Here is a 19,234-nt window from a genome sequence, read left to right as displayed (position 1 = left end):
CGAGTGGCGAGTGGCGAGTGGCGAGTGGCGAGTGGCGAGCATCAAACCGTTTAACCCGAAGAAGAGTCACACCAGCCCGTTGAAAGTTTCAGGTAATCTTGCTGGGGGCGGCTTTTTCCGGCAGCAAACGCTGTTGCACCAGCCAGGCTCGTACCAGGCCGGTTAGCCCCTGGCGCCAACTGCAAATTTGATAGCCAAAGTTATCCCGACAGCGTCGCACGGTCAGAGCCGCACTGTCGGGTTCCCCCAGCTTGGCCAACTGTTCTTCGGATAAGGTTTCTACCCGCCACTGGCGCTTGAGCAACTGCTCGCGCTGCAGAATGTCACTGACCGCTTCCGCAACATCGGCCGAAGAACAGGGGTCGCCAGACGCCAAATGAAACACCCCCCAGTTTTCCGCCCCACACAGGATTTGGTGGGTCATTGCCAGTATCACTCGGCCAATTTCCGCGGAGCTCAATGGGGCTCCGCGGCGCTGATGGGTAATTTCCAGCTCTGGCCCCTCACTGGTTAAATCTTTCAACAAACGCCAAAAGATCGACTCCCCGATGATGTCCAGCACCCAACTGACCCGCACACAGAGGTAGCGCTCCATGCGCGCCTCAAAAGCCCGCTCGGCGTCCAAAAACGCCTGCCCGGCAGCGTTCAAAGGCACAGGCACATCGTCTTCGTCGTAGGAGGATTTATTTTCCCCCCCAAACACACGGTAACTGGACAGGTGAATCACCACACAGCCCGCTTCTGGGGCCGCAGTTGCCAGGGCCGTGGCCGCTTGCACCAGCGTCAGCTGCTGGTCTTTATTTGGGGCTTCATTCCAGCCGGCCGTGTTGATCACCACGTCCACAGTGTTGTCGACCAGATACTGTTGCACAGACGCCACATCGGTCCAATCAAGACTGTTTAACGGCGGCGACAATACCGCATAGGCGCTGCTTTGAAAAACGCTGTAGATGGCTCTTCCCACTGAGGAGAAGGCGTCGGTGATGAGAATTTTCCTAGCCACAAAAAACGCGAGACTCTGTCAGGTTGACTCCGCCAAACCGCTCACTGATGGCAGCGAGCGGCGCTTGTATTCGATGCCGCTCCTCAGAACGGAATGTCGTCATCAAAGTTATCAAACCCCGGTGCAGGCTGGGGTGCCGCTGGAGCCTGACGCGGAGCTGCCTGGGGCTGGCGAGCCGGCTGCTGCCCCGGGGGCTGATGCGCTGGCGGCTGATGTGCCGGTGCCTGACCCATCCCATTCTGAGGTGCATTCTGGGGCATACCTTGCGGCATCCCCTGCGGTGGCATTTGCGGTGCGGGCTGCTGCGCAGGCTGTTGATAAGCTTGCTGAGGGGCTGCTTGTGCGTAGCCTCCCTCGTAGCCACCCTGATTCATGCCCCCCTGGTTCATACCATTGGAGTCGCCGCGGCTGTCGAGCATCTGCATCTCATTGGCCACAATTTCGGTGGTGTAACGGTCCTGGCCGTCCTGCCCCTGCCATTTGCGGGTACGCAGTGAACCTTCCACATAGACTTTTGACCCTTTGCGCAGGTATTCACCGGCAATCTCGCCCAGACGGTTGAAGAACACCACCCGGTGCCATTCCGTGCGCTCCTGCTGCTGCCCGGTCTGCTTGTCTTTCCAGCTCTCAGAAGTGGCAATGCTGATGTTGGTGACGGCATTGCCGCTGGGCATGTACTTCATTTCAGGGTCCTGGCCAACATTTCCCACCAAGATCACTTTGTTTACGCCACGCGCCATAACCCTACTCTCCTAAGATCTTTGCATGGGCCCACAGGCGGGGCCCTCATATAAAACAAATGTGTACTGCCTTTAACCCCATTGAGCCCCGAGCAGCCAGCCCAAGGATCTTCAAAAGACGTTACCCCTTCGATCAAAGCGCAAACGCTTTAACCCAAGTCAGCCTGGCCACAGCCTAAGCGACTCTGGCCCTGTGCCGGGGACCTCCATCAGGGAGCCCGCTAACCACGAAACAACAGGTGAATATGACTCTTGTCGGAGAAAGGTTAACCGGGAAAAGGCGAAACCACGAGCTTACACCAGCCAAGGCTCAACAGCCAGCCCCCGCGGGGATCCAGCGCATGCTCTTGTGTACATTTCAACAGAATGTATGAAGCTTCAGTGAGTTTGACAAAGGGCTTCGGCGGGTTTTAATAAAGCGCTTCAGCGGGTTGCACACACAAGCCTTCAACGCAGGCTTATGGAACGCCCGCCATCGCAGGTGACCGTGACACTCAACCCCTTCCGTTTACCACTCGATCCCGGCCAGGCTGTCACGGCGAAAAAACTCCGGGTCCACTTTCAGGTAGGCCACAGCTTCATCCCTGATCAGCACCACCTCCACCACACCCGGCAAGCTGGACAGCTTTTCATTGGCGCGAGAAAATTGCTCGGCCGCCAGCGGTACCTGCAAACCCTTCAGGTAGCGGGGAGAACGCATGGTTGAGGCCACCAGCACCCACAGGCCGATCATGACAACGCACAACCCAAACACGGCGGTCACTCCCTGGCTCTGCAACAGCCAGCCACCCGCCGTGCCGCCGCAGAACGCCCCCAGAAACTGACAGGTGGCATACACTCCCGAAGCCGTACCTTTCGCCCCCGCGGGAGCCAGCTTGCTCATCAGGGACGGCAGCGTGGCCTCTAGTAAATTAAAGGCCATGAAGAAGAAAAACAGGCCAACCATAAAACCGACACGCTGATGCTGCTCCAGCGCCATCACCCCCATCATCGCGCCCAACAACACCACCGCCGCCACAAACACCCATTTCATTTTGCGTTTTTTTTCTGCGATGATGATGAAGGGCACCATAGCCACAAACGCCAACACCAATAGCGGCAGGTACACCATCCAGTGTTGATTGCGGGAAATATCGAGTTGGCTTTCGAGAATGGCCGGCATCACCAAAAAGGACGCCATCAGGACAAAATGCAAAGTAAAAATGCCCCAGTTGAGTCGCAACAGCTCTTTGTTGCGGATCGTGGCGCCGAGCAATTTCGGTACGGTACCGGCATCGCGATGACGCGCTGTGGCCACCGGGGTTGGTACCCATTGAAACAAGATCCACAAGCCAATGACCGCCAGGCCCACAGTCACCCAAAACATCAATGCGAGGCCGCCCAGCCCGGCCAGTATTGGCCCGGCCACGAGGGCAACGGAAAAGGACACGCCGATGGAGGCGCCGATGGTGGCCATGGCTTTGGTGCGACTTTCATCACTGGTGAGATCCGCCACCATCGCCATAATGGCACTGGCGATGGCCCCCCCCCCCTGCAGCGCGCGCCCCAGAATCAATCCGTACACCGAGTCTGCGGAGGCCGCTATCGCCGAGCCGACGGCAAAAATAATCAATCCCAGGGCAATCACCGGCTTGCGCCCCCAGCGATCGGACAGCATCCCAAAAGGAATCTGCAATACCGCCTGGGTCAACCCATAGGCCCCCAGGGCCAGCCCCAGCAAGAACGGGGTACTGCCCGCGTAATCCTCACCATAGAGCGCCAACACCGGCAGCACCATGAACAACCCCATCATCCGAAATACGTACAGACTGGCTAATGAAGCTACCGTGCGTCGTTCAAAAGAGGCGGCTGAGGGAGTCACTGAGTTTTTCCTGATGATTAACAAAGCGAGGGATTTTACCGGATATAGCGCCTGACAGCACCCGAATGATGGGCACCGCAACACAAAAGAGGGCAAATCACTCGGCCTTGCCCTGGTCGGCCTTTATGACCGATCAGTCTTTTCTGGGCAGAGAGCTTTCCGCCGGCCAAACACTCCCCCCCTGGCCACCGAAGCCTGTACAGAACAGCACCGCTGACCGGCCCGCCCCCGCACCCTGAGCGGCCGTGAGTCATCGACATTGGTCGCCCTCCCCGCCTCAACGTTCGGCGTGGATCATCAGGTTTCGGGGGGTCAGCGCACGCTCACAGAATTCGCTCAAGGTCACGGTTGCGCCACTGTCTTGCAAAAACAGCACCCGGTCCAGGGCCAACCAGATTTCCAGGGGACGCCGAAACAAATGAGCGATCAACTCCATGCGCGTCACCAACGCTAAACGCTGCTGTCCCCGCTGCAGCCAATGATCCGCAACCGCGCCTCCCGGCCAGTCAAGCTGATGATGCGCCATCACGGCTTTGCAAAATTCAGTAAACGTGCCACTCAAATAACGGCGCGGCAACGCCGGTGCGGGCAGGTAACGATCTACACCTCGCAGCTCGCGCTGCCACTCATCAAACGACAAGCGCCACAGCAACTCCTGTTCCCGCCGTCGCCGATCGCCCTCGCCCGCGGTAACCGTTTCCTGCAGCGGCAAGCTCAAATCAGAGCGCTCCAATTGCAGCTCCGAGGCCTGCGCCGAAGACGACAGCGGCTGATACTGTGGCGTACGGATGAGGTGATAGCAGCAGGGGGACACCGTCAAGCTGTGCCCCCGCTGCGCTACCCAGTGTTGCATCAGGGTGACGTGCAAATCGCCACAGGCGTGCAGCGCAACGGCCTGCCCATCCCTAGCAAGCCACTGCCCGGACTGCGGAGCAAACGCATCGCCACAGGCAAAGGTTTGCCCGATGCCCAGGCGCTGCGCCAGCAGTGTTCCGGCGTCACACAGACTCTGCTGCCACTCAAAACTGGTCACCGCACAACCGTCGACAGACGCCAGTAAACGTCCCAAATGGCCCTTGCCGGAGCACCACTCCAGCAGCGGCCTGGCGGAAGCCGGACGCGCCGCCACGAAGTGACAGGCCTGCTGCCATTTACGGCCCGGCACAGAGACCTCCAGACGCTGCGGAATCTCCAGCCCACGCTGCGGCGATGCTGGCAACTGACACAATTCCAGCAAGCGCTTTCCCCCGCTGATCCACGGCTGCAGCCACGTCGCCAACACTTCAGGGGCTGCGTCCAGTGCGCGCAGCTGGTCGTCAGTCAGCGCCAGCAGCGCTCGCGCCAGCTCGGGGTGAGACGCCTCCCACGGCATGCTCTGCTGATGAAAGGGGCGAAACTGCCACCACGGTCGATGGGCCACCAGCAGGGCGTCCAGTTCCGCAAACCAGGCTTGATAAGAGGGAAGTTCGAGCATAACAAGAGTATCTATGGGCGTCGTTGAATGCGCAACCAACACCCGCCTTTCACAAACGGCAGCGGTCGCCCGCAAGCCTCGCAACAAAAAGCCCGGCACTGGGCCGGGCTTTTTAACGTGGCGCTAACGTCACGGGATTGGAGACTGATCCAGTGATCGCACGATCAGAGGCTCAACACCTTCTCACCGCGGGAAATGCCCGACACGCCGGAGCGCACCACTTCCAGAATCGCCGCATCGCCAACCGACTGCACAAACGCGTCCAGCTTGTCACTCGCACCGGTGATCTGAATGGTGTACACCGTGCTGGTGACGTCGATAATCTGGCCGCGGAAGATATCCACACAGCGCTTGATCTCCGCACGCTGAGCACCGGAGGCCTTTACCTTAATCAGCATCAGCTCGCGCTCGATGTGCTGACCCTCGGTCAGGTCCACCAGCTTGACCACATCGATCAACTTGTTGAGGTTTTTGGTGATCTGCTCAATCTTGTGATCGTCGCCGATGGTGGTGACGGTCAGGCGAGACAGCGTCTCGTCCTCGGTAGGCGCGACGGTGAGAGTTTCGATGTTGTAACCGCGCTGGGAAAACAAACCAACCACTCTCGACAAGGCGCCTGGCTCATTTTCCATGAGTACAGAAATAATACGTCTCATCTTAAGTCCGCTCCGTCTTGCTTAACCACATATCACGCATGGAACCGCCCGGGGCGACCAGCATGGGATAGACGTGCTCCGTAGGGTCCACGTAGACATCCATAAACACCACGCGATCTTTCATGGCAAAGCACTCTTCCATCTTCTCGCGCAACTCTTCTTTCTTGTTTACGCGGATACCCACGTGGCCGTAGGCTTCCATCAATTTTACGAAATCCGGCAGCGAGTCTTCGTAGTGAATCTCGGAGTAACGGCTGTCGTAGACCATATCCTGCCACTGCTTCACCATGCCCAGGGCCTGGTTGTTCAGGCAAATGATTTTCACCGGCAAACCGTACTGCGTCAGGGTCGACAGTTCCTGAATACACATCTGAATGGAACCTTCACCGGTGACACAGACGATGTCCTTATCGCGGAACGCAAACGCCGCCCCCATGGCCGCAGGCAAGCCAAAGCCCATGGTGCCGAGGCCGCCAGAGTTGATCCATTGGCGCGGGCTTTTGAACGGGTAGTACTGAGCCGCAAACATCTGGTGCTGACCAACGTCAGACGCAACGATGGCATCGCCGTTAGTCACTTCGTACAGCGTCTTGATCACATCCTGTGGCATGATCATGTCACCGCCGGTGTTGTAACGTGGCTGCGTGTAAAGACCGTGACGCTCGCGCCACTCGCTGATCTGTTTCCACCAGTCCGACAAGGCAGCCTCATCCGGCGTGTCCTTGGCCTCTTTCAGCAGGTCCAGCATTTCACTCAACACGCTGTCCACGGACCCCACTATCGGCACATCGGCCGTAATGGTTTTGGAAATGGACGCAGGATCAATATCAATGTGAATGATCTTGGCGTTCGGACAGAATTTGCTGGTGGTGTTGGTCACACGGTCATCAAAGCGCGCCCCCACCGCCAGAATCAAATCACAGTGGTGCATGGCGGTATTGGCTTCAAACGTCCCGTGCATGCCCAGCATACCCAGAAACTGCTTGTCATTACCGGGGTAGGCACCCAGGCCCATCAGCGTATTGGTCACTGGATAGTTCAGTGTCTGCGCCAGCTCGGTCAGCAACCGGCTGGCCTCACCCTGAATCACACCGCCACCGGCATAAATCATCGGGCGCTTGGCTTTCAGCAACATGCTGACCGCTTTCTTAATCTGGCCGCTGTGACCTTTGGCTGCCGGAGTATAAGAGCGTATCTTCAGCTTCTTGGGATACTCAAACGGAAAGGTTTCCATGGGGTCGACGGTGTTCTTGGGCACGTCAACAACCACCGGCCCAGGCCGCCCGGTGGAGGCAATGTGGTAGGCCTTTTTTATGATCTCGGGAATCTCGGAAGCGTGCTTGACCATAAAGCTGTGCTTAACGATCGGGCGGGAAACACCCACCATATCCGTTTCCTGAAACGCATCTTCGCCGATTTTATCCGTCGCCACCTGGCCGGAGATAACCACCATCGGAATCGAATCCATATGAGCGGTCGCAATGCCCGTGATGGCATTGGTCGCCCCCGGCCCCGAGGTCACCAGCACGGTACCCACTCGGCCCGTCGCACGGCTGTAGCCATCGGCCGCGTGAGTCGCAGACTGCTCGTGGCGCACCAGGATGTGTTTGACTTTGTCTTGTCTGAAAATTGCGTCGTAGATGTGCAAGGCTGCCCCACCCGGGTAGCCGAAGATGAGATCGACACCTTCTTCTTGCAGGGAGCGAATTAGCATATCGCCGCCAGAGAGCATTTCCACCTGTTTTTCCTCTTTCAAAAAACCAATAGTTAACCCTTACAGAGTAGGCCGCGGAAACCTTGTGAGCTCCCATACCCTTTTGCTGGCTAGCTTCACACTAGACACAGCACTCTATAACGATCCATAAATAAAACAGTGATGACTGAAGCTTCCCCGACTCAACTGCCCCTGTTGGCGCTGCAGCAAGCCAGGTAGGCAACGTCGGATGGACGTACCTACGCAACTGGGATGGTTCGGCAAGCGGTTAGCTCACCGGAAAGTAGATGCCAGAATCCATGAAAAACTCTGAGCTAATGACCGAGGTTACGGCTGTGATCTACACGCCATCTAGCGAACCCGCAATTCTGGCAACTTGCCCGGTAAAGTCAAGGCCCTGAAGGCTGTTTGCCGGGGTATTTTGCGGGAAACTCCCCGATTGCGACCTAATCCTGTTATTCCTGTGACTCCGGTGCTGGTGAATGGCACGAATAACAGCAATAATGGGCTAAACCGTTCAACGCCTAATGCTCGAAATTCCAAAGACCACATCGCCAAAGGAAGGATCGCTCTATCATGGCTCTACCCTATCGCTCGCTCACCCTTGTTGCCCTCGGTTTCACCCTGACCTGCCTCAGCGGCCAGGCCCTGAGCAAGGACTTCTACAAATGGGAAGACGCGGCCGGCGTAACGCACTACTCCGCACAGCCGCCCAAAGACCGGCCGTCAATCAAGGTCCGAGCCACCAACATTCGCGATACGGCCAGCGCCCCTCAATCCAGTAACGCCCCAGCCGACAAAAAAGCCGCGGCCGCCAACACCGCAGCACCCGCCGCTTATCAAAAAGACCCTGAACGCTGTGCGGCGGCCCAGAAAAACCTGAAGACCATGCAGGAACATGCCCGCATCCGAATCAAAGAGGGCGACGAATACCGCTACCTGACACCGGAAGAAATCAGCGAACACCTCAGCAACGCCCAGGCCGTCGTCGCAGAGGATTGTTAAGAGCCCAGGAACGAGTCAGCCCAGGCTGCCCTCTCTTGCTGCGCAATTCACCTTGGGCGAGTAGCGAGGAAAACACTCACGTCTCGTTACTGTCTACTCGTTACTGTCCCCTGCCCCCTGCCCCTAAGCTGTTATTTTACCCAAATTTCGACGCGCTGATTTTTCAGTTTGCCCTTGCCGCTGTTGGAGGCCACAGGCAAATAAGCCCCGAAGCCTTCCACCGGCTGACTCTTAATGCCCTCTTTGTGCAACTTCGTTTTCACCGCTACCGCTCGCAGCTTGGACAAGATCAGCGCCCGACTGTCGCTGTCATTCGCGTCCCCAAAGCCCACCAGGGTTAACTGCTTGTGCTGATTTTCTTGCCGCTGCATATAATCCACCACTCGGCGAATATCGTGCAGCGCTTTGTTATCGAGACTGGCACTGCCCTCCGAGAAGCGGAAGTTGACCGACAGGCGGCTGGCGCCTTCTGTGGCCTGCAGGTAATCCAAGGGACCCTGCCTGACCTTTTGCGCAGCAATCGCCGTTAGCGACTGGGACACAAACCCCGTCCGCTCTACCTGTTTCTGACCGGCATCCGTTTGAACAAAGTGGACAAAATCACGAATTGCAGCCGTTTTTAACGTCGGCGGTGTATAGAGGAACAAGCGCCGGGACAACACATAATCTTCGGTGGCCACACTGACCTTGTGGGGCAGCAGCGGCGCGGTGCCCTCATCAGACACCCGCAGGGCACGAGCGTGCCTCACCGAGGCCAGCCCGACAAAACCAATCCCCCCTGGATCCGCAGCCACCAAATCGGACAACTCATCATTGGATTCATACCGGCTCGCCTGCGCTGACAAGGTGTAGCGCTTTCTCAACACCAGACTTTTGAAGGTATCCCAGGTACCGGAGCGATCGTCCCGGGCAAACACGTTGATGGGCAGGTCTTCGCCGCCCACCTGCTGCCAATTGGTCACCTGCCCCGAGAAAATCGCGGCAATCTGATCCAGTGACAATTGCGTCAGTGGATTGGCCCGACTGACAATGACCGCCAACCCGTCAATGGCAATCACATGCTCGGCTTCAAACGCCCGCATGTCGCCATAGGACTGCATCCGCGCCACTTCGGCGGCCTTAATGGGGCGCGAAGACATGGACAGATCCGCGTCGCCCGCCAACAGCGCCTGAAACCCCGTGCTGGATCCGTGAGCCGCCACATCCACATACACGAAGCGTCCATTGATCGTCCCCCCCACCCGATACTCGTTCGCCACCAGGGAGGGCGTCACGTCAATATCCGCAACACCCTGCGCCTGAAAATAACCCACCAACAAGTTTTTCATCAGACTGGCCCCCACCGTATTGGAGCCCTGCACATGAAACAGGCGCCCACTGGCGTCTCCGGAAAAAGACTCAGCCGACAACATCGGAGGGAACAACAAAACGCCCAGACAAACCAGCGGGGCGGAAAACATTTTGATCAATGACAACACAGACATTTACTCACGCCAGTTAGAAACGTGACAAGAATAAGACGGTTTTATGACAAACACATGACTGACGAGTGAAGATTTGAAGATTCAGTGGCGAGTCGGCCCAGGGTCCCTTCTCTGGTTGCGCCATTGACCTTGGCCGAGTAGCGAGTAGCGAGTAGCGAGTAGCGAGTAGCGAGTACAGTATAAAACCCGTCATTGCGAGGCGCACAGCGCCGTGGCAATCTCAAGCAGCGTGGCACTAAGGCGATGAAGTGGCGAGGAACACATTAAGAAGAAAGACCCACAACAAAATCGAAAATAAAAAAAAGGCCGTCGCGGGGGCGACGGCCTTTTTTTGAGTTGCGGCAGAACGTCTGTTCTGGAGCAATTACTTCTTGGCGCGTTTGCGCTCGTTTTCAGTCAGCAATTTCTTGCGCAGACGAATGCTGATGGGGGTCACTTCCACCAGCTCATCGTCTTCGATGAATTCCAGTGCCTGCTCCAAGGTGTGCTTGATGGGTGGCACCAGGGTCAGGGCTTCGTCAGTACCAGAAGCGCGAACGTTGGTCAGCTGCTTACCCTTCACCGGGTTGACCGCCAAATCGTTAGCGCGCGAGTGAATACCGATCACCTGGCCTTCGTAAACCTCAACCGCGTGCCCCAGGAACAGGCGACCGCGACTTTGCAGGTTGAACAGAGAATAAGCCGCTGTCTTACCTTTCAGCATGCTCACCAGAACACCGTTCTGACGAGTGAATCGCTCACCCGCTTTGACCGGACCGTAGTGATCAAAAATGCTGGTCATGATGCCGGAACCGGAGGTCAGGGTCAGGAACAAACCGCGAAAACCGATCAAACCGCGCGAAGGCATGATGAACTCAAGGCGCACACGACCTTTGCCATCGGGCTCCATGTTGGTCATCTCGGCTTTGCGCAAGCCCAGTTCTTCCATGATGGAACCCTGATGTTGTTCTTCCACATCAATCACGACTTGCTCGAACGGCTCCTGGATCACGCCATCAACTTCTTTCTGAACCACTTCCGGACGCGAGATGCTCATTTCAAAGCCTTCGCGACGCATGGTTTCAATCAGCACCGACAAGTGCAGCTCGCCACGACCGGAGACAATAAATTTGTCCGGGGTATCGCCCTGGCGCACACGCAAAGCCACGTTGTGAATCAATTCCTGATCCAGACGGTCTTTGATGTTACGCGTGGTCACGAACTTGCCTTCTTTACCGGCAAACGGTGAATCGTTGACGATGAACGTCATGCTCACGGTAGGCTCGTCCACACTCAAAGCGGGCAGCGCTTCCACGTTCAGAGGATCACACAGGGTGTCGGAAATGCTCAGACCATCGATACCGTTGATACACACGATGTCGCCAGCTTCGGCCAGTTCGGTCTCAACCTGCTCCAAACCCAGATAGCCTTTGACGTTCAGGACCTTACCCTTGCGCTCTTTACCGTCCGCCGATTTCACCACCACCTGCTGGTTGGGCTTGAGGGTACCGCGGGTAATGCGGCCCACACCGATAACGCCTACATAGCTGTCATAGGCCAGGGCAGAAATCTGCATTTGGAAAGTGCCTTGCGGGTCAACATCCGGTGCCGGCACCTTCTCCACAATCATTTCGTACAGCGGGGTCATGTCTTCCGCCATATCTTCGGGATCCAGACCGGCGATACCATTAATGGCCGAAGCGTAAATCACCGGGAAGTCCAGCTGCTCGTCAGTGGCACCCAGGGCATCAAACAGTTCAAACACCTGATCCATCACCCAATCCGGACGTGCACCCGGGCGGTCGATCTTGTTGATGACCACGATGGGCTTCAAACCCTGCTCAAACGCTTTCGAGGTCACGAAACGGGTTTGCGGCATAGGACCGTCCACGGCGTCAACCAACAGCAACACCGAATCCACCATTGACAGTACGCGCTCTACCTCACCGCCAAAGTCGGCGTGTCCCGGGGTGTCCACGATGTTGATGCGGTAGTCATTCCAGCTGATCGCGGTGTTTTTCGCCAGGATGGTAATACCACGCTCTTTTTCCTGGTCGTTGGAATCCATGATGCGCTCAGCGCCGGCATCTTTACGGTCCAGTGTGCCAGACTGACTCAGGAGTTTATCAACCAGGGTAGTTTTACCATGGTCAACGTGGGCAATAATGGCGATATTACGGAGTTTCTCGATCACAACGGAGGTCTCAATGCGGGCCTGCGACCCGGTAAGAGGGGACTGGCCAAGGAAAAAAGGTGCGGCATTATACCTGTGAACCGTCGCCGATAAAATAACCAATCCGAAATTAAACCGTGACGGGGCCCCTCTCCTGAGGGCCAGAGCCTTTTTCTGGACCTTCCCCCAAGAGCAAAGACTATAAATACCCCCAACAGAAAACACCCTTTGAGACACCAGCGCCCAGGCATTTCAACACCTGGGCCTTTATTTCAACACCCGGGCCTTAAGGAGACCCCCGATGAGCAAGATTCCAGCAAAAGCCATAAAACCCCGGTTCAACAACCGCTTCAGCCGCCAGATCGCCCCGCACGTCAACCGCGAACTGAAACTGGCCCAGCGTGCTGAACGTGCGGGCAAAAATCGCCAAGCCTTCCAGCACCTGGAGAACGCGCATGTGCTGGGGCAGGCCTCCACCTACTGGCACGTCAAAGCCCACTGGCAGATGCTGCAATGGGCCGCTCGCCAGAGGCAGCTCTCGGAATTCATCGGGCAGGTAATCCGGGTCTTCGGGGCCGCCACCAAGACTGTCTGGGGACTGGTGCCACAGGGCAATACCGGCGGCGCCAACATCAGTCCGTTCGCCACCCTGCCCATCAACCCGAGACTGCAGCAGCTCATACACGCCGCCAAACAGTCATCCGCCAGACAGTCGTCATCCGCCAGAGCCGGCCACTGAGCCTGGCAGGGCCCGTCATTCGAACGCAGGGGGTGCACATCAAAGGGCAGGCGGGCGGACGGCTGCAACGGGACCTTGCAAGTCAGAAAACAGGACCGCCACAAAGCCAGAGACGAGTTAAGCCCGTTTTACCACGGTGCGCAAATAGTCCAGCACCTTTGCAGCCGGCAGAGGGCGGGCAATCAGGTAACCCTGACCCTCTCTGCAGCCGTGCTCCAGCAGGGTATCAAACTGCTGATGGTTCTCAATGCCTTCGGCCACGGTATTGAGCCGCAGCTTCTCACACAATTCCAGCACCGACAGCACAATGGCCCGGGACTCCCCTTCCTCCTGCAACCGCATGACAAAACTGCGATCGATCTTAACCGTGTCAATGGGCAGGCTGCGCAGGAACGTCAGGGACGAATAACCGGTGCCAAAATCATCCAGACAAACTTTCACCCCCACCGTGCGCAGGGCGTAAAGATGCTGTCTCACCAGTGCCTCGTCAGTGAGAATGCTGGTCTCGGTCAACTCAATTTCCAGCCGGCTTAACGGCACGTTGAATTGTTCCGCCAACGAAATCAGGTGTTCGGCAAAGTTTTCCTGAGCCATTTGCCGGGCCGAAATATTCATCGCAATGCGCACACCGGCGGGCAGCTGGTCGCACCACTCATTCAATTGATGCAGCACTTCGGCCATCATCCAGTGTCCCAGTTCGTGGATCAGCTGTGACTCTTCCGCCAAAGGGATAAATTCCGCCGGCGACACCACCCCTTTTTCAGGGCTGTGCCAGCGAATCAGCGCTTCAAACCCGGAGACCTCAAGGGTCTTCAGACTGATCTTGGGCTGGTAGTGGATTTCAAATTCACGATTCTGCAGCCCCTTGGCAATGCTGTGTTCCAATTCAAGGCGCTGATGCACCTGGGCGTTCATGGCCTCTGTAAACAGGTAATACTTGTTCTTACCCAGGCTCTTGGCTTCGTACATGGCCATGTCGGCATGGCGCAGCAAGGTTTCCGCATCCTCGCCATCGCTGGGAAACATGGCAACCCCAATACTGGCGCCGACAGACACCTGACCACCGTCCAGCTGCAACGGCTCGTTGATGTCCACAATCAACCGCTCGGCAATCAGCGCCGCCTCACGAGGGTCGTGGATGTTGTTCAGCACCGCATTAAACTCATCACCACCGCGACGGCTGATCACCTGCGGCAGCAAATGGGCATTGCGACTTTCCGCCAGCAGGTCACCACTGCGCAAACGCCGCTGCAACCGGTGCCCAACCTGCACCAGCAGCTCATCACCGGCGGCGTGCCCCAGCCGGTCATTCACTTTTTTAAAATCATCGAGATCAATAAACAACACCGCCAGCTGCCCCTGTGTGCGCTTGGCGCTCTCAATCATGGTGGTCAGGGTCGATTTCAGAGTCGTACAGTTCGGCAACTGTGTCAGCGGATCAAAGTAGGCGAGATGCGCAATCTGACGATTCGAGTCCTGTAACTGGCGCCCCATCACCCGGAAGGCCTCCGCCAGCTCACCCAACTCGTCATCACTGCTGACATCAATATCCGGCCGGTAGTTACCGTCCGAAATACGGCGGGTGGTCTGGATCAGGACCGCAATCGGACGCAGGATCAGACGCGCCACTTTGGAGTAAAAAACAAGCCCGATCAGGGCAAAAATAATCGCCGCCGCCGGCAGCAGCACCTTCAGCAGATCGAGGCTATTGCGCTGAATAGCGCCCTGATCAATCAGCGAACCCAGCCACAAATCGGGCGCCACCTGCTGCATATTTAACTGAAATCGAACGCCGGCGATCTCGCGCTCAATGAACTTTTGCTGGCCCTCGCTAACACCAAATTCCCGAGAGGCGTCCACCGGCAAACCCGCCACCGAAATGGCTGAAGATTTGACGAGAAAGTTGCCGTTATTGTCACTGAAAAACAAACGGGTAATGCTGCTGTCACTTTCATTGACCATGCGCTCAAAAGAATCGAGCCGGCTGAATGTCACCACATAACCGAGGGCATCGCGGGGCGCATCGACGAAAACCGGCTGTGAGCCCTGCCGAGGATCGAGTGTGCTATCGGCCGGGATCGACACCGGCGCCAGTGATTGCAGCCAGCGCCCGCCGCTTTCATCGGCGTGAAAACGGCGGGCAATACCGGACTCGATGATGTCAGCGGCCTGCCTCAGGGAGAGGGTATCCAGCTGCCGCCCGCGCACCACATCAGCGGTCGGGGCGTGCAACAAATACTCACCCTGGCGGTCAAACAGCAACACCTGCTCCACCCCCACACTGAAAGCCTGAAAGCTGTCAAAACTGGTCTGCACGGCTGAGCGGTTAAATTCCAGCGGCGACGCCGCCCGGCGAGCCAACGCTTCCACCAGCAGCGCATTTTCGGAGAGTTTCTTTAACGCCCTGGAAGCGCGATCAATTTCAGCCCGGGCGCCAATGATCAGCTGGCTGGCGATATTGCGCTGATAACTCAACGCCTCGGCACGTAACTTATGCTCAAAAAACCAGTACACGCTGGCACTCAGCACGGTAAATGACAACAGCAACAAGCCCAGCAAGGTGATCAGCAGCCGCCCTCTCAAGCCCATGACGATAGTTGCACCCTGCCAGCTGCCTGCCCATCCGCCATGTGCAGGTCATGCCGCGGGGTAGCGGCGTTCACCGCCGCCTCGTTGCTCTGAGCCCTCACGCCTACCCCCTGTTCACAATCGATCACAATGCCCCCGGCAATTATCAATACAAATCTCGATACTCAGAGGCACAAACGTGACAAACCGTTTCGACCGAAACAAGCACCAACCTGCTGCGGTGCCCCAAAAAACCTTGCCGCAGCGCACAGGCAACGAGAAACACCGTTAATCTTCTGGGCGGTACACACCCAGATTGCTGTAGCCAGCATCCCGTAAATTTGCCGCGTGCAACTGACTCATCACCCCCTTGTCACAGTAAAGCAGGTAATCGCGGGTTTTATCCAGAGCCGGAAACTCCGCACTGAGTTTATAAAAGGGAATCGTCAACACCTCGACGCCCTCTATGCGCAGAGGGCGCAACTCGGTTTCATCCGGGTGGCGAACGTCGATCACCACCTGTGCCGACTCGACCTGCTGCTGAACGCCCACCTGCACGTCCTCGTCGAGATCGTCCATCACTTTATCAATGTGCACTGTGCGACGCTCGGTAATGGCCGCTTCCAATACCGCCATATCAAACTTCGATTCCTCGTGCGCCACCCGCATTTCCTGTGCCCGGGTGGTCGGCTTGCGTGAAATCACCCCACAGTATTCCGGCATCGCCGCGGCAAACTCTTCGGTACCGATACGCCGCGCCACATCAATAATCTCCCCCTTGTCCATGGCAATCAAAGGGCGCAGCACCAGGGTATCGGTCACACTGTCGATCACCGCCAGATTGGTCAAAGTCTGACTGGACACCTGCCCAATCGCCTCACCGGTCACCAGCGCCTGAATCTCCATTTCTTCCGCCACTTTGGACGCGGCCCGCAACATCATTCGCTTGAGTACCACCCCCATCTGGGAGTTATCGACTTTTTCCAGGATCTCGGACACCACATCCTCAAACGGTATGGTGACAAACATCACCCGGTGCGAGGCGCCAAACTTCTTCCACAGATAGTAAGCCACTTCCTTAACACCCACCTCATGGGCGCGGCCGCCCAGATTGAAAAAACAATAGTGGGTGCGGATACCTCGCTTGATGGTGAGGTAGCTGGAAACCGTGGAATCAAAGCCCCCGGAGATCAACGACAACACCGGCTCCTGACTGCCCAGCGGGAAGCCCCCCAGGCCCTGGGTCTGTGTTTCGATCACGTGCAGCTGATCGCGCTTGATTTCCATACGCACCGTGATATCTGGATCTTTCAGTTTCACCCCCTTGGCCTCGGTGTGCTGATTCAGCCCACCCCCCACGTAACGCTCTACCTCAATGGAGGAAAACTCGTGGTCGCCATTGCGCTTGACCCGCACACAAAAGGTTTTATCTGCCAGCGCATCCGCCCAAATGGCTTTGGTCTTCTGAAAGATGTCCTCCAGATCGCCCAGCGGAAAGGTCTGCACCTTGGAAAAGTAAGCAATGCCCGGCGTGTGGGAGAGAATCTCAGCCACTTCAGCGATGGCCACAGGGTCGTCCGTTTCGGCCATTACATCAATTTTGTCCCAGTCACGAACCACCTGCACCGGAAACTCCAGCTCCCGGCACAGCTCTTTAAGGTTCTCACGCAGATGCTTGATAAAGCGCTTGCGTACGGGCGGACTTTTGATGGTAATTTCAGGAAACAGCTTGACGATGAAATGCATTGATTTGGGCCCATTAGCACAGAGATGGATCGAAGGCGCGCGATTATAAATCAACCAGCGCCAACACTCACCTTTCGGGTCAACTTTTAAACATCGAACGGCAAAGACCGCCCCTTCAGCCCTTTATGCACCATTATGGAATACCCCCGACCACGCCGCACCAAAATAGTGCAGACAATGCGGCTGATTTTTCACAAATTCAACGTCAGCGCCCAATTACCGGAGCCTTGCGCCTTATTTTGACGCTGGCACACTATTTGCCCTGTTATCGGTCACTCTCTCTTGCGTCCTGACCGCAAAACGTGAAGAATGCGTGACTGACTTCCCGCAGACTCACTAGCTACTGGGACACAAGGAAGGCTTTTTCAACACTCTTGTTATTCGGCGTCGGTTAAATTGACTTTAGCTTTCACGGTAACCGGGGTTTATTTTGTCTAGGCTAGACCCATTTTTGGAGGCATCCACATGTCAGAGAATACTCTGAACCTGATCAAAGAAAGCGAAGCGCGTTGGGTTGACCTGCGTTTCACCGATACCAAAGGTAAAGAACAACACGTATCCATTCCCGCTAGATACTTGGATGAAGAGTTCTTCGAAACCGGACAGATGTTTGACGGATCTTCCATCTCCGGCTGGAAAGGTATCAACGAATCCGACATGATCCTGATGCCAGACGACAGCACTGCTATCCTCGACCCGTTCACCGATGAGCCGACTGTTATTCTGCGTTGTGACATCGTTGAGCCTTCTACTATGCAGGGTTACGAGCGCGATCCACGCTCTGTTGCCAAGCGCGCTGAAGAGTACCTGAAGTCCACCGGTCTGGGTGACACTGCTTTCTTTGGCCCTGAGCCAGAATTTTTCGTTTTTGACGACATCAAATTTGGCTCAGACATGTCTGGCTCTTTCGTCAAAATCAATTCAGAAGAAGCGCACTGGTCCACCGGCTCTGAATTTGCCGATGGCAACATGGGTCACCGTCCACGCGTTAAAGGCGGCTACTTCCCAGTGCCTCCTGTCGACAGCCTGCACGACATCCGCGCCGCCATGTGTTCCGCTATGGAGCAAATGGGACTGGACGTAGAGGTTCACCACCACGAAGTGGCGACGGCTGGTCAGTGTGAAATCGGTGTAAAATTCAACACACTGGTAAAGAAAGCTGACGAAGTTCAGGTTCTGAAGTACTGTGTACACAACGTGGCACACGCTTACGGCAAGACCGCAACCTTCATGCCCAAGCCTATCGTTGGCGACAACGGTTCCGGCATGCACGTTCACATGTCTTACTGGCTGGATGGCGTTAACCAATTTGCGGGTGACGGCTACGCGGGCCTGTCTGAAACTGCCCTGTACTACATCGGCGGTGTGATCAAGCACGCGAAAGCCATTAACGCTTTCTCCAACCCAGGCACCAACTCCTACAAGCGTCTGATTCCTGGCTTTGAAGCACCGGTTATGCTGGCTTACTCTGCCCGCAACCGCTCTGCCTCTATCCGTATTCCTTATGTTTCTTCTCCTAAGGCTGTACGTGTTGAAGCTCGCTTCCCTGACCCCATTGCCAACCCATACCTGGCATTCGCTGCCCTGCTGATGGCCGGCCTTGACGGTGTTAAGAACAAGATCCACCCTGGCGATGCTGCGGATAAAGATCTGTACGATCTGCCTGCAGAAGAAGCCGCTGAGATCCCACAAGTTGCGGGTTCACTGCGCGAAGCTCTGGAATGTCTGAAAGAAGATCACGAGTTCCTGACTCAAGGTGACGTGTTCACCAAAGACATGATCGACGCATACATCGAGCTGAAGATGGAAGACGTCTACAAAGTTGAGCACACCACTCACCCACTGGAATTCGACCTGTACTACTCTGTATAAGTCGACCGCCTGTGTGTCAGTGTTGAGGCAACGGCTGCTGCGCTAACCGCGCTGGCAACCCGCCTCAGAAAAAGCCCCGGCCCGCCGGGGCTTTTTTATGGTTCATCGCGGATTGGCGTGAAAAGGTAGGAGACGACGGTAAAACCGGTTAGTTTTGAGTTCGCCAAAACAACAAACCCAACCGACTTACCGCCGCCTTATGAATGCTAATCTTCTTGCC

Annotated in this window: 13 protein-coding genes; 3 read left to right on the top strand and 10 right to left on the bottom strand. The window is 56.5% G+C overall.

All coding sequences use genetic code 11. The features are described 5' to 3' along the window. Positions 1-88 precede the first annotated feature (88 nt). The 6 genes from G8770_RS11775 to G8770_RS11750 all read right to left on the bottom strand — a co-directional run bounded on the left by G8770_RS11775 (position 89) and on the right by G8770_RS11750 (position 7,472). Positions 89-1,003: a sugar nucleotide-binding protein gene (locus G8770_RS11775; protein ID WP_167186658.1), complete on the bottom strand. Its 915-nt coding sequence runs from the start codon at positions 1,001-1,003 to the stop codon at positions 89-91. Positions 1,004-1,086: 83 nt separating this feature from the next. After that, a complete protein-coding gene (gene ssb, locus G8770_RS11770) occupies positions 1,087-1,743 on the bottom strand; it encodes a single-stranded DNA-binding protein (RefSeq protein ID WP_167186655.1) in 657 nt (218 codons plus the stop codon). Positions 1,744-2,251: 508 nt separating this feature from the next. Further along, positions 2,252-3,604 carry an MFS transporter gene (locus tag G8770_RS11765; protein WP_167186652.1) on the bottom strand — a complete coding sequence of 451 codons (1,353 nt, stop codon included), beginning with the start codon at positions 3,602-3,604 and terminating at the stop codon, positions 2,252-2,254. A 277-nt stretch (positions 3,605-3,881) separates the two neighbouring features. Then, positions 3,882-5,078, bottom strand: coding sequence for a methyltransferase (locus G8770_RS11760; protein ID WP_167186649.1), 1,197 nt, complete (start codon positions 5,076-5,078; stop codon positions 3,882-3,884). Between the two features lie 164 nt (positions 5,079-5,242). Then, positions 5,243-5,734 (bottom strand): acetolactate synthase small subunit, encoded by a 492-nt coding sequence (ilvN, locus tag G8770_RS11755; protein WP_167186646.1) that lies wholly within the window; start codon positions 5,732-5,734, stop codon positions 5,243-5,245. 1 nt (position 5,735) lies between these two features. Further along, positions 5,736-7,472 (bottom strand): acetolactate synthase 3 large subunit, encoded by a 1,737-nt coding sequence (locus tag G8770_RS11750; protein ID WP_167186643.1) that lies wholly within the window; start codon positions 7,470-7,472, stop codon positions 5,736-5,738. A gap of 552 nt (positions 7,473-8,024) precedes the next feature. Here G8770_RS11750 and G8770_RS11745 point away from each other — a divergent pair. Then, on the top strand, positions 8,025-8,453 hold the full coding sequence (locus tag G8770_RS11745) for a DUF4124 domain-containing protein (RefSeq protein ID WP_167186641.1): 429 nt from the start codon (positions 8,025-8,027) through the stop codon (positions 8,451-8,453). A gap of 131 nt (positions 8,454-8,584) precedes the next feature. Here the strand turns inward: G8770_RS11745 and G8770_RS11740 are convergent, their stop codons facing one another. Beyond that, entirely contained in the window at positions 8,585-9,937 is a 1,353-nt protein-coding gene (locus tag G8770_RS11740) for a substrate-binding domain-containing protein (protein ID WP_208022218.1), read from the bottom strand. 364 nt (positions 9,938-10,301) lie between these two features. Then, on the bottom strand, positions 10,302-12,110 hold the full coding sequence (gene typA, locus G8770_RS11735; protein ID WP_167186636.1) for a translational GTPase TypA: 1,809 nt from the start codon (positions 12,108-12,110) through the stop codon (positions 10,302-10,304). A 280-nt stretch (positions 12,111-12,390) separates the two neighbouring features. Here typA and G8770_RS11730 point away from each other — a divergent pair, with 280 nt between their 5' ends. Continuing rightward, the gene (locus G8770_RS11730) at positions 12,391-12,828 is read left to right on the top strand and encodes a DUF3703 domain-containing protein (protein WP_167186633.1); all 438 of its coding nucleotides are present in this window, start codon (positions 12,391-12,393) and stop codon (positions 12,826-12,828) included. A 117-nt stretch (positions 12,829-12,945) separates the two neighbouring features. On the opposite strand, the gene G8770_RS11725 is transcribed toward G8770_RS11730, so the two are convergent. Further along, complete coding sequence (locus G8770_RS11725; protein ID WP_167186631.1) at positions 12,946-15,417, bottom strand: putative bifunctional diguanylate cyclase/phosphodiesterase; 2,472 nt, start codon at positions 15,415-15,417, stop codon at positions 12,946-12,948. Positions 15,418-15,684: 267 nt separating this feature from the next. Next, entirely contained in the window at positions 15,685-17,142 is a 1,458-nt protein-coding gene (gene thiI, locus G8770_RS11720) for a tRNA uracil 4-sulfurtransferase ThiI (RefSeq protein WP_167186628.1), read from the bottom strand. 465 nt (positions 17,143-17,607) lie between these two features. Between thiI and glnA the strand changes: the two genes are divergently transcribed. After that, positions 17,608-19,014, top strand: coding sequence for a glutamate--ammonia ligase (gene glnA, locus G8770_RS11715; protein ID WP_167186625.1), 1,407 nt, complete (start codon positions 17,608-17,610; stop codon positions 19,012-19,014). Positions 19,015-19,234: the final 220 nt, after the last annotated feature.

This window comes from Pseudomaricurvus hydrocarbonicus (assembly GCF_011602365.1).
GTDB lineage: Bacteria > Pseudomonadota > Gammaproteobacteria > Pseudomonadales > Cellvibrionaceae > Pseudomaricurvus > Pseudomaricurvus hydrocarbonicus.
Note: the sequence above shows the minus strand (reverse complement) of the source record. Positions and strands in the feature narration are given on the sequence as shown.

What these genes read in the sequence shown, in the direction of transcription:
- G8770_RS11725 (WP_167186631.1), bottom strand. Translation starts at nt 15,417, where the DNA reads ATGGGCTTGAGAGGGCGGCTGCTGATCACCTTGCTGGGCTTGTTGCTG.
- thiI (WP_167186628.1), bottom strand. Translation starts at nt 17,142, where the DNA reads ATGCATTTCATCGTCAAGCTGTTTCCTGAAATTACCATCAAAAGTCCG.
- ilvN (WP_167186646.1), bottom strand. Translation starts at nt 5,734, where the DNA reads ATGAGACGTATTATTTCTGTACTCATGGAAAATGAGCCAGGCGCCTTG.
- G8770_RS11740 (WP_208022218.1), bottom strand. Translation starts at nt 9,937, where the DNA reads ATGTCTGTGTTGTCATTGATCAAAATGTTTTCCGCCCCGCTGGTTTGT.
- G8770_RS11760 (WP_167186649.1), bottom strand. Translation starts at nt 5,078, where the DNA reads ATGCTCGAACTTCCCTCTTATCAAGCCTGGTTTGCGGAACTGGACGCC.
- glnA (WP_167186625.1), top strand. Translation starts at nt 17,608, where the DNA reads ATGTCAGAGAATACTCTGAACCTGATCAAAGAAAGCGAAGCGCGTTGG.
- G8770_RS11745 (WP_167186641.1), top strand. Translation starts at nt 8,025, where the DNA reads ATGGCTCTACCCTATCGCTCGCTCACCCTTGTTGCCCTCGGTTTCACC.
- ssb (WP_167186655.1), bottom strand. Translation starts at nt 1,743, where the DNA reads ATGGCGCGTGGCGTAAACAAAGTGATCTTGGTGGGAAATGTTGGCCAG.
- G8770_RS11730 (WP_167186633.1), top strand. Translation starts at nt 12,391, where the DNA reads ATGAGCAAGATTCCAGCAAAAGCCATAAAACCCCGGTTCAACAACCGC.